Below are 11,870 nucleotides of genomic sequence, written 5' to 3' on the forward strand. Positions count from 1 at the left end.
AAGCTGCCAACCGGAATGTAAGGTCAACAGGTGGTAGATTTACACAATAAGTGCAAAAAATTATGCAGCAAGCAAATCTGCTTGCTGCGAATAAATTTATATAGGGGGAATAAAATGAAAAAGCTTCTTTTTGTCTTGCTTGTCACGACAAGCACGTTAACCGGTTGTGCAAGTTTTATACAAACTAAGCATGCGAGTTACGATAGCATCAACACGGGTATTTCATATTATCTCCCTAAAAGGATGCACCGCCTGATAGTCACTGCTGAGAATCTTAATGCCGAAGAAGAGCTTAAGAAGTTTAAAGAAGCAGAAGAAAATTTTGTTACTGCCAATAAAGAGGCAAAGCAGCTAGAAGCTAAAATGAAGAATCTTAAATCTACCGCTGCCAATACGCCCGGAGATGGAAAAGCCAAAAAGCAAGCAGTGGAAGCGGCTCAAACAGCCGAAGGTATTTTTTTAGCGGCTAAAAAAATTGCCGATCAAGCAACAATTGCTATGAATACGGCAAAGAACCGATACGATCAAGTCAAAGCTGAAAAAGATTCTAAGCAATGCAATTATTATATTGAGATGAGTATTACTCCTCTCGCGCTTGAACCGGATACCCAATATCCATTTCTATTGAAGCTCAATAATTCCCCGTTAAGAGACGATGAACTCAAAATAAAAACCACCCAATCCGGGTTATTGACGAGCACCGATGCTATCAGTTCGGATAGAACCGGTGATATTGCGGTAGAAATCGCAAAAGCTGTGGCTATGTTCGGAATGGGTGGATTCCCAATCCATACTAAGATTGTTCCCCAAACTTATTCGTCTCCAGCTCAGCCGGAAGAAGGAACAGTATGCTATTCATCCATTATGAAACATGATGAAATTGTCGATCTTAGTTCAGCTATTAATAATTCGATTCCTATCAACTTTAAGGACAACCGGGGTATCTTAGTCAAAGAAAAGAAGGCTGAAAATAATAAAAAGTATGCAGTACCAGATCTAAAGATAATGATAGGCATCGATTCCTCCAAAACAGCAAAATTAGAATCTATTTATAATGCTGATGAGGGATTGAAGGGAGGTTCTTATCCACTAAAAGGCCATTATGGAATCCTTTACAGAAGAGACGCAACCTATTTAGTAAATCTTAAAGATAAAGAAACAATAATTGCAAGTGAGCAAATTTCCATGCCGAACTTGAGTCCCGTGACGCTAGTACCATTTGAGTATCTTTCATTAGTCACCACCAAGAATAATGCAGCATTTGAAAATGGTATGCTGGTTTCTTACGATACGAACCAGCCTAGCTCTGCATTAGCGCTTGCCAATCTGCCAGCCAGAGTTGCCGAAGGGTATATCAATGCGCTAACCAATTTCTTGCAGCTAAAATTCAATTATTCATCGAAAGCAATTGACGCTGTAAACAAAGAAAAAGAACTGTCCGATCTGCTTAATACCATCAAAAAACAGGTAACTCCATGATGTTTAAAATAATCGTATTATCAATACTGATTCTATCCGGATGCAGCATAAACCCTCTTAAATCTCAAAAGGATGAAAGCTTGATTACCAATGAACAACCTACCGATGTACTTTTTGTGCCCGGCATGGGGATGGGATTGTGGGCATCAATAATGCCCACAAAGTCTGAATCGGAGAATTACCGGGAGTGGGAAGAATTCAATCGTCTATTCAATGAAAAAGGGTTCAACCTCAAAGTTGCGGAAATTCCTGCGATGGCATCAGTGGATCAATTATCAAAAGCGCTCATAGAATATATAAGAAAAGAGTTTCCCGCTGATCAAGGCAGGAAATTTCATATCGTTGCGAAAAGTATGGGAGGGCTTGCGGTTCGGAAGGCTTTGGCGGATACTGCCAAAAACAATACGCACTTATCCAATCAAGTCATTACATTCACAACCATTTCAACGCCGCATCAAGGCTCGCCGATCGCCGATATGCTCATGGAAGGAAAAACCTGCACAATGACAGGAAAGATATTCACACTTTTCTTCTCTCCAGTCGGAAAATTGTTCTCTCGTACAGATGGTTATGGATTCAAGGCTGCAGGTAATGATTTAAAAACAGACTCCAAGGCACTCGAAATTGCAGACGATCCGAGTATGAAAGGGCGTACCTTTAGCTTCGGCGCCAATTTGAATTGTGATGCTGCATGCAGATCCGAGTTTCATGATAGAAAGAAACCTCTTTCTGAAGTCCTGGCATGCTGGCACGATATGCTCGTCAATGATTACGGACAACTAGAAAACGATGGTCTAGTACCGGTGGAATCTGCTGCAGCCTACGGTACGTATGTTGAAACCTTCGATGGAGATCACATCGCAATTTCTGAAGACGATCCTTGGTATAAAGGAGAGCCGATCTGGCAAAAGGTTTTCTCTCGGGTTTTGGAAAATATCAAAGAATTTGAAGCAACTTCCCTTCAAGCAAGAGCCGATTCCCGTTGATACCAATCGACGATTCCCCAGGAAAGCTCTGAAAAACTACTGAGTTTGGCCATTGCTCGCTACCTTTTTTAGAGTTTCCCTGGTATAGACCGAAATAGCAAGTGACCATTGCTTCCTGCATGCCATCAGCTTCAACACCGCTCCGCGGCGATGGATAATGCGATGGCCGCAGGAAGCACCGGATAGTTCATGGATCGCATGAATCCCAACGCATAATCCTAAAAATTCTCATAGCGGTTGATATCGAAGATACCGGCGATCAGCGGTTCCCGCTCTTTTTGCCAGGCCGTGATATCGTGCAGAATTTCCCAGAACTGCGGGTGCGTGCGCCGCACTCCCCATCTGTTCACAATGTGTTCGAAGTGTTCTTCCTTTTCAGCTGCGCCCAGTAGCATTGCAAACTGTTCGATATCCGAATCCGGTACATCGAAAATGAAATTCGGATAACTGCCGGTAATGCCGGGATATACGGTCAGGCGGTCTTTTTCAGGTTGATAGCGCAATTCCTCACCCAATATAAATGCAACGTTGCTATGCGCACGATCCCGCAACAAGGTATACACCGTGCGATTCTCCTGGCCGTGCTTGACTCGCACGAAGGTCACTTCCGGCAAGCGGTTGATACCAGCCAGCTCGGCCGCCGGACGGGCGGCGATGGTGGATAATGTCCGATCCGCTTTTTGTACCCACAGCGGCTGATCCGGGCGAGCGCACTTCTCCACCTGGCAGCGATTGACCGGATCGTTCGCCATCGCATTAACGGATTCAAAATGCTGGAGGATCCGCAAAGCAAGCTCTTGTTTCGGATCTTCGCTTGTAAAGCTCTCCGCCGAGGGCGATACATCGTCGATTTTTTCGTAAAAAATTCCGTATTTCAGTTTGCCCGAGTGCTGATACCAATCGTGTAGTATGACCGAGCGTTGGCCCTCCGGCATTAAGCGCAGGAAGTTATGCTCCGAGCTATTGCGGATTAGATCGAAATATAGCCGAGTCAACAGTTGATGCGCGACATTACCGAACACGTTGTAATTCACTACCAGTATGTAGTAAGTACGCTCCAGCAACGGATAGTCCATCAGCCACAACGTCTGTGGAATATCGCCGATCAATCCCCTGGCAACCGAGGCGCTATCGTAGTGGCGGGCGATGGTCAGCAAAGCATCACTATTCCGGCCGTCGCCGTCCCAGACATGATCCAGCGATGCACCGCCGGGGAATTGCATGACATACTGACTGCGGCGTTGCGCCAGATAATCGTTATGATGACCGAGATACCGGAGCCATTCCTCGCCCATCGCCAGCAGATCGTCGTTTTGCCCGGGCATTTCCAACAACGGAATGGCTTGATGCTGATAGGCGTTATTTGTGATGAAAGAATCGGTTCTTGGATTCTGGAATAAAACCCAGAAACGGTCGCGCAGCACATCAGTGGCGATCTGACCACGGCATACCGGCCCGTGGATAACATTGCGCACATAGTACTCGGCGTTGTCCAACATGAACCGGTAACGAGCGTAAGCCGGAATAGCTGCAAACGTTGCGAACGGATTCACCCGTTCCGCATAGCTATACCCCGGCAAATCACCCATCGGCCATTCCTGACTGAAAAATAATTCGTTGATGCGGTGCTGTTTAGCCTGATTCAGTGGATACGGAATCCGCCGTTTGTGCAGAATGCTGCCGGAAATCGGACGTATGCGATAGAAAAATGGTTGTTCGGGATCGTCATTGGGAAATACGGTGGAGATCGGGATGATATTCCTGCCGGGTGGTGTCGATGAGCGGATTAACTCAAAAAACCGCAACTCCCCATCCAGATCGGGAAAATACAGCGTCGCCATAAACAGGTGTTCGTACAACCAACGCATCACCAGTTTGCCACGAGCATCAGCGCGATTAAAAAACGTCTCCCATTGCTGAATGGACGCTTTCTCACCCTTGGTCAGCATTATCGGTTCATCGGTGACTACCGCGCCTTGTTTGACCCAGCCGGCCAGCAGCGCATATTCCTGATCGCTGAGTCCGGTAACGGCAAACGGCATACCGCTGCGCGGATTCTCGTGCGCATAATCGGAAAATTTCTCACTGGAGACACACTGATTTTTCCGGTTAATACCCAGCTCGATCGAGTCTGGTATTTTGCTATTCGGCGGAAACGGATACTGTTTCGCCAGCGATATCATTCCCGCGATCAGAGGCTCGGATTGATCATCGTGGGCTTGTAGCACCGAATGAAAACCGCGCTCACGCCATCCCGAAACGGTCAACTCATCGATTCCGATCCGGGTGGGCGGCATGGCTTCTTTGCGCGCTCCTACATAAATCGATTCGCGAAAAGCGCCGCGCAGCAATCCTTCGGAACTCTCCAGCTTGAGCTGGCACGGCGCATCGTAACAACTATGACACGACAAGCACTTGGCTTCCAGAATCGGACGGATTTCTGCATGATACGAAACGGGTCTTTCCACAGCCGCAGGTAATGCAACTGGCGCTGGCACTTGCTCGTGAGGAGCTATCGGGTTGTTACCATCTTGGCAGGCGGATAACAGAAGTATGAAACAAAAGAAGAGATTGGTTGGGCGGAATAATTCCATGAGGATCCCGGGATATGAATTCAAAATACTACTTCACAGCTTACCGCTGCAGGAGTCGCCGGAGTTACCAGCAGCGCTAAACCTAACCGGCACATTACTTAAATCCGGCAATCCTGATTCATGAGTTTGATTGCGCGAAGAAAAAACAAATCATTGGAAAAATTCAACTCTGGATTTTAGGCTTGAAAAAAACACGAGTCTCAAGCGGGAATGGATCAATCATCGATCCATTCTCTTCTCACTTTTCCAGCAACGGACTCATCGGATACTCCAACGCTTCTTTCATCGCCACCAGCGACAGTACCGCTTCGCGGCCATCAATGATTCTATGATCATACGATAGCGCCAGATAATTCATCGGGCGGATGACGATTTGGCCGTTCTCGACCACCGCTCGTTCCTTGGTGGCGTGAATGCCGAGAATGGCGCTTTGCGGCGGATTGATGATTGGTGTTGACAGCATCGAGCCGAACACGCCGCCGTTGGTGATCGAGAAGGTGCCGCCACTGAGTTCTTCTATGGTCAGTTTGCCGTCTTGCGCGCGTTTGGCAAAATCGGCGATTTGCAGTTCGATTTCCGCCAGCGACAATCTATCCGCGTCACGGATAACCGGCACGACCAGTCCGCGCGGGCTGCCGACGGCGATACCGATGTCGTAGTAATCGTGGTAGACAATTTCGTTACCTTCCACCGAAGCGTTGACGATCGGATATTTCTTTAATGCGGCAATCACCGCTTTGACGAAGAACGACATGAAGCCCAGCTTGACGCCGTGCTCCTTTTCAAACTCGGTTTTATAGCGCGTGCGCAGATCGATGATCGCTTGCATATTGACTTCGTTGAACGTGGTCAGAATCGCGGCGGTCGATTGTGATTCGACCAAACGCTCCGCAATACGCTGACGCAAGCGCGACATGGCCACCCGGCGTTCGGTGCGGGTTCCTGTTGCTGGTTTGCCCGTTGTCGTGGATTCAATCTCAACTTTCGCAGCCGCGCCAGACTTGCTCGTCATATACGCTTGCACATCCTCTTTGGTAATGCGCCCGCCGAGGCCGGTACCTTTGATCGCCGATGTTTCCGTCGCTTTCAGATTATTTTCTTCCGCCAGTTTGCGTGCTGCCGGCATCAGCATCGGGATTGCGGTATCGACGGCTTCACTGCTCACCTTTTCTGCGTTTACCGCAACAGGGGCTTGCGCCTGCTTACTTGCAGCGGGAGCCGGTTTAACTTCATTTTCCGGCTGAACGGTTGCTTCGGTTTCAATCATCGCGATCACTTCGCCGCTGGCTACGGTTGCGCCATCCCCTTTCAGCACTTTAGCCAACACACCGGCACTGGGTGCGGGCAATTCCAGCACGACTTTGTCGGTTTCGATGTCGATCAGATTTTCCGACCGGTTAACGTAGTCTCCCGCTTTCTTGTGCCAGGAGATTAACGTAGCTTCCGCTACGGATTCGGATAATGCGGGAACTTTGACTTCAACTAGCATGGCGCCCTCGTGCTAAATTTTTTCTCGGAATGCTGCGACGATTAACTCATTCTGTGTAAATTTGTGTCTTGCCGTGTAACCGACTGCCGGGGAAGCCGAAGACGCGCGCAGCGCATAGCCCAGCACCTGATCCGGTTTCATATGGCGCAATAAATAGTGTTGAATGCGATGCCATGCGCCTTGATTGCCTGGTTCTTCCTGGCACCACACCACTTCCCTGGCGTTGCTGAAGCGATCGATTTCGGCTTGAAATTCCTCGTGCGGGAACGGGTAAAGCTGTTCCAAGCGGATAATTGCCATATTTGAGATCTGCTGTTCTTTGCGGTACGCCATGAGCTCGTAATAAATCTTCCCGCTGCAAGCGATAATACGTTTTACTTGATTGGAATCCAGATTCTCAGTTTCAGAAATGACCGGATAAAAATGCCCGTGCGCCAATTCGTCCAGACTGGACACCGATTCTTTATGCCGCAACATGCTTTTCGGACTCATGATGATCAGCGGCTTGCGGATCGGGCGGATCATCTGCCGCCGCAACACATGAAACATTTGCGCCGGGGTCGACGGCACGCATACCTGAATATTGTAATCCGCGCATAATTGCAAATAGCGCTCCAGACGCGCGGAAGAGTGTTCGGGCCCTTGCCCTTCGTAACCATGCGGCAACATCATTACCAAGCCGCACAGACGGCCCCATTTGGCTTCACCCGAGGCAATGAACTGATCGATCACCACCTGCGCGCCGTTGGCAAAATCGCCAAACTGCGCTTCCCAGATCACCAATTCGGTCGGTTGCGTGGTAGCGTAACCGTATTCAAAACCCAGCACCGCTTCTTCCGACAGCATCGAATCGATGACGACAAAATCCGGTTGCTCGGGATACAAATGGCGTAACGGCACATAAATACGTTCGTTCTGATCGGCGGCCACTTGGTCATGCAATACCGCATGACGGTGAAAAAATGTGCCGCGGCCCGAATCCTGCCCCGACAGTCTGACCGGATATCCTTCCTTCAACAAGGATGCGTAAGCCAGATTCTCCGCCATACCCCAATCCAGGGGCAATTCGCCATTACCCATCGAGCGCCGGTCGGCAATGATTTTCTCCACCCGTGAATGCAGTTTGAAACCTTCGGGAATATCCGTCAGCCGCAATGCAAGCTGTTTCAACGTTTGCAGCGCAACACCGGTTTTAACCTTCTTGTTCCATTTGCAGGGTTGAACAAAAGGCTCCCAATTGATGGCATACGGTGACTTATAGTCATAGCACACCGTCTTGTTCGGATTGACGCCTTCGTCCATCGCTTCGCGGTACGCTTGCACCAGCTGATCCGCGTCTTCCGGTTTGATCACGCCTTCGCCAATCAACTTATCGGCATAGCGTTTGCGGGTACCGGGATGCTGGTTGATGATCTGATACATACGCGGTTGCGTCACCATCGGTTCATCTTGCTCATTGTGACCAAGGCGGCGGAAGCACACCATATCGATCACGACATCCTTATGAAAGCGCATACGGAAATCCAGCGCCAATTCGGCTACCATCACCACCGCCTCCGGATCGTCACCATTAACGTGGAAAATTGGCGCTTCGATCATTTTGGCGACATCGGTGCAGTACAAGGTCGAACGGCTGTCGCGCGGATCGGATGTAGTAAAACCGATTTGGTTATTGATGATGATATGCACCGTGCCGCCAGTGCCGTAACCGCGGGTTTGCGATAAATTCAGCGTTTCCATCACCACGCCTTGCCCGGCAAAAGCCGCGTCGCCGTGGATCAACACCGGCAGCACGCGGTCGCCCAATTTGTCGTTCAGCAGATGCTGGCGCGCGCGCACCGAACCTTCGACCACCGGATTGACAATCTCGAGGTGTGACGGATTGAACGCCAGCGCCAAGCGCACGATGCCATCGGCAGTTTTAATCGCGGATGAAAACCCTTGATGATATTTCACGTCGCCGGATGGTAGCGCTTCCGGCTGTTTTCCTTCAAACTCGCGAAACAGATCGGCGGGCATTTTCCCCAGCGTATTGACCAGTACATTGAGCCGGGCGCGATGCGCCATGCCCATGATGATCTGCTGCACACCGGTTTTACCCGCTCTATGAATCAGATTGTCCAACAACGGAATCAGGCTTTCATTGCCTTCGCCGGAGAAGCGTTTTTGCCCGACATAGCGGGTGTGCAGATACTTTTCCAGCCCTTCTGCGGCATTGAGCCGCTCAAGAATATGGCGCTTATAATCCGCAGAATAATCCGGATTCGATCGCTGACCTTCCAGCCGCGCCTGAATCCAGCGTTTCTGCTCCACCGAAGAAATATACATGTATTCGGCACCGACGGAACCGCAGTAGGTTTCCCGCAAAATCTGCAATATTTCGCGCAACTGGGCATGTTCGGGGCCGACCAGTGAACCGGTGTTGAATACCTTATCCATATCCGCTTCGGTAAAACCGTAATGCGCCGGATTCAGTTCGGGCACATCTGCTTGCTGTTTCAGTCCAAGCGGATCCAGTTTGGCTTGATTCAAACCCAGATAGCGGTGCATGTTGATCAGTTGCAGCACGGCAACTTGCTTGCGATCGTCCGTATCCGCGGCCACCGCTTCCGGTAATACGGTTTGTGTTTCTCTACCGGAAGGTTTCGCGGTGGGAGTGGGAGCGGCAGCCGTCGCACCACCTACCTGCGCTTGTGTTTGCCGCGCAGCGGCAGCTTCTGGCTGTTTCGCGAGCTGGTCAAAGTATTCACGCCAGGCGAGCGCGACCGAATTGGGATTATGCAGATACTCGTCATAAACCGCCTCGACAAACGCGGCATTCGCGCCGGACAAGAGCGTATCATCCAACAACGGCTTGTTCATAAGGTCAGCAGCCTCGAATAAATGAACGGCTATTTTTTAATGTACGAACTGGGCACATCGCGCATCGTCGTACCCGTATAGAGCTGACGCGGACGCCCGATTTTATAATCCGGATCGGACACCATTTCACTCCATTGCGCCACCCAGCCAACGGTACGCGCCATCGCGAAAATCGCGGTAAACATGCTGGTCGGAATGCCTAATGCGCGTTGCACAATACCGGAATAAAAATCGACGTTCGGATAGAGCTTGCGCGAAATGAAATAATCGTCTTCCAGGGCGATTTTTTCCAGTTGCAACGCCAGTTTGAACAAGCGGTCGTTTTGTAACCCAAGCTCATTCAATACTTCATGGCAGGTTTCGCGCATCAGTTTCGCGCGCGGGTCCATGTTCTTATAAACACGGTGACCAAATCCCATGAGCCGGTAATTATCCTCTTTGTTTTTAGCGCGCCGGATGAATTCATCGATGCGCGACACATCGCCGATTTCCTCCAGCATATGCAGGCAAGCTTCGTTCGCACCGCCATGCGCAGGCCCCCACAGGCAGGAAATACCGGCGGAGATGCAGGCAAATGGATTGGCGCCACTGGAACCCGCCAGACGCACAGTCGAAGTGGATGCATTTTGCTCGTGATCGGCGTGCAAAATCAGAATCCGGTCCAATGCGCGCACAATGACGGGATTGGCTTCGTATTTTTCCGTCGGCACGGAAAACATCATGTGCAGGAAATTCTCCGCGTAACTCAGGCTATTCTGCGGATAAACATATGGTTGCCCGATATTGTATTTGTACGCCATTGCGGTAATCGTCGGCAATTTGGCAATCAAGCGGAATGCCGATTGTTCGCGGTGCGACGGATCGGAAATATTCAATGCGTCATGATAAAACGCCGACAGCGCACCGACCACGCCGACCATCACTGCCATCGGATGAGCGTCACGGCGGAATCCGCTATAAAACCGCACCAGCTGTTCGTGCAACATCGAATGGTTCTTGATCGCGGCATCAAAGGTTTTCTTCTGTTCAGGCGCCGGTAATTCGCCATGCAGCAATAAATAGCAAACATCGATAAAATCACAATGCAGCGCCAACTGTTCAATTGGATAGCCGCGATACAGCAATATGCCCTTGTCGCCGTCGATGAAGGTAATCGTCGAGCTATTGCTCGCGGTCGACAAAAAACCGGGATCATAAGTAAACAAGCCACTCTGTGCGTGCAGCTTACGGATATCGATCACATCCGGGCCCATAGTTCCGGATAAAACCGGCAGCTCGATTGGCGCGCTACCGTTATTCAGATTCAGAGTCGCTGTGCCTTTTTGTGCCATATGACTTCTCCACTTTTGTTGCGTATGATTTGATGAGTATGCACTGTTATCAGGTTCCAGAGCTGCCAGAATACCATCGGAAACCTAACTCTTTTGTAGTAATTCCAAAACTGCCTGCAAGTCACTATCGCGGTTGATTTGTTTAGCTGCGATCAAATCCCACAGGTCATTATCCGGTAAGGACAGTAATCGTTCAAATTGCGCCAGTCCTTGCTGATCCAATTGCGCGTAATGCTGATCCATAAAACGCTGCAAAATAATATCCAATTCGAGCAGGCCGCGCCGGCAGCGCCAGCGGGCGCGTTCGAATTCCTTCATACCGTTCTCTTGACCATCATGTCCTTGATTTTGCCGATTGCCTCGGTAGGATTCAAGCCTTTAGGACAGGCATCGGCGCAATTCATGATGGAATGGCAGCGAAACAGCCGGTAAGGGTCTTCCAGATTATCCAGCCGTTCAGCGGTCGCTTGATCACGGCTATCGGCCAAAAACCGGTACGCCTGAAGCAACCCCGCCGGACCGACGAATTTATCCGGATTCCACCAGAACGACGGACAGGACGTGGTACAGCACGCGCATAAAATGCACTCATAAACGCCGTCCAGCGCCGCTCTTTCTTCCGGCGACTGCAACCGCTCCGTTTCAGGCGGCGGATCGTTATTGATCAAATAAGGTTTGATCGAATGGTACTGTTGAAAAAATTGCGTCATATCCACGATCAAATCGCGAATCACCGGCAATCCGGGCAACGGCCGTATTTCCACCGGCTCTTTCAAACTGCGGATCGGCGTAATGCACGCCAACCCATTGCGCCCGTTGATATTCATCGCATCCGAACCGCACACCCCCTCGCGGCAGGAACGGCGCAGACTCAAACTGTCATCGATCGATTTAATGCGCAGTAACGCATCCAGCAACATCTTATCGGTCGCCGCCAGCTGGATATCGTAATCCTGCATGTAAGGTTTTTCATCTTTATCGGGATCGTAGCGGTAAATCGAAAACTTCATGGGCTGGCTCCGGATGGTTTGAATACGGCTTAAATCGATAGAAACAACTCAGAACACTGCAAAGTATACAGATTTGAAGTCAGATTAACAGTGTTTGATCTGTCTTTCTGACCAGGCAT

At 49.9% G+C, this 11,870-nt stretch carries 8 protein-coding genes; 2 read left to right on the forward strand and 6 right to left on the reverse strand.

Features of this window, described 5'->3' with window-relative positions; genetic code table 11:
- The first annotated feature begins 114 nt into the window (after positions 1–114).
- Together DU481_RS00580 and DU481_RS00585 are read left to right on the forward strand one after the other, a co-directional pair.
- Complete coding sequence (locus tag DU481_RS00580; protein ID WP_350131304.1) at positions 115–1,479, forward strand: hypothetical protein; 1,365 nt, start codon at positions 115–117, stop codon at positions 1,477–1,479.
- Complete coding sequence (locus tag DU481_RS00585) at positions 1,476–2,465, forward strand: esterase/lipase family protein (RefSeq protein WP_350131306.1); 990 nt, start codon at positions 1,476–1,478, stop codon at positions 2,463–2,465. The genes DU481_RS00580 and DU481_RS00585 overlap by 4 nt, the downstream gene beginning before the upstream one ends.
- Before the next feature lie 218 nt (positions 2,466–2,683).
- Here the strand turns inward: DU481_RS00585 and DU481_RS00590 are convergent, their stop codons facing one another.
- The 6 genes from DU481_RS00590 to DU481_RS00615 form a co-directional block, all read right to left on the reverse strand.
- Positions 2,684–5,059 (reverse strand): fatty acid cis/trans isomerase, encoded by a 2,376-nt coding sequence (locus tag DU481_RS00590; protein WP_350131308.1) that lies wholly within the window; start codon positions 5,057–5,059, stop codon positions 2,684–2,686.
- A 238-nt stretch (positions 5,060–5,297) separates the two neighbouring features.
- A complete protein-coding gene (gene odhB / locus DU481_RS00595; RefSeq protein ID WP_350131309.1) occupies positions 5,298–6,548 on the reverse strand; it encodes a 2-oxoglutarate dehydrogenase complex dihydrolipoyllysine-residue succinyltransferase in 1,251 nt (416 codons plus the stop codon).
- A gap of 12 nt (positions 6,549–6,560) precedes the next feature.
- Entirely contained in the window at positions 6,561–9,410 is a 2,850-nt protein-coding gene (locus DU481_RS00600) for a 2-oxoglutarate dehydrogenase E1 component (protein ID WP_350131311.1), read from the reverse strand.
- 29 nt (positions 9,411–9,439) lie between these two features.
- A complete protein-coding gene (gltA, locus tag DU481_RS00605) occupies positions 9,440–10,741 on the reverse strand; it encodes a citrate synthase (protein ID WP_350131313.1) in 1,302 nt (433 codons plus the stop codon).
- A gap of 84 nt (positions 10,742–10,825) precedes the next feature.
- Positions 10,826–11,059 carry an FAD assembly factor SdhE gene (locus DU481_RS00610; RefSeq protein ID WP_350131315.1) on the reverse strand — a complete coding sequence of 78 codons (234 nt, stop codon included), beginning with the start codon at positions 11,057–11,059 and terminating at the stop codon, positions 10,826–10,828.
- Complete coding sequence (locus DU481_RS00615; protein ID WP_350131317.1) at positions 11,056–11,751, reverse strand: succinate dehydrogenase iron-sulfur subunit; 696 nt, start codon at positions 11,749–11,751, stop codon at positions 11,056–11,058. The genes DU481_RS00610 and DU481_RS00615 overlap by 4 nt, the downstream gene beginning before the upstream one ends.
- Between the last annotated feature and the right edge of the window lie 119 nt (positions 11,752–11,870).

Origin of the sequence: Nitrosomonas sp., assembly GCF_040240425.1 — a bacterium.
Taxonomy (GTDB): domain Bacteria; phylum Pseudomonadota; class Gammaproteobacteria; order Burkholderiales; family Nitrosomonadaceae; genus Nitrosomonas.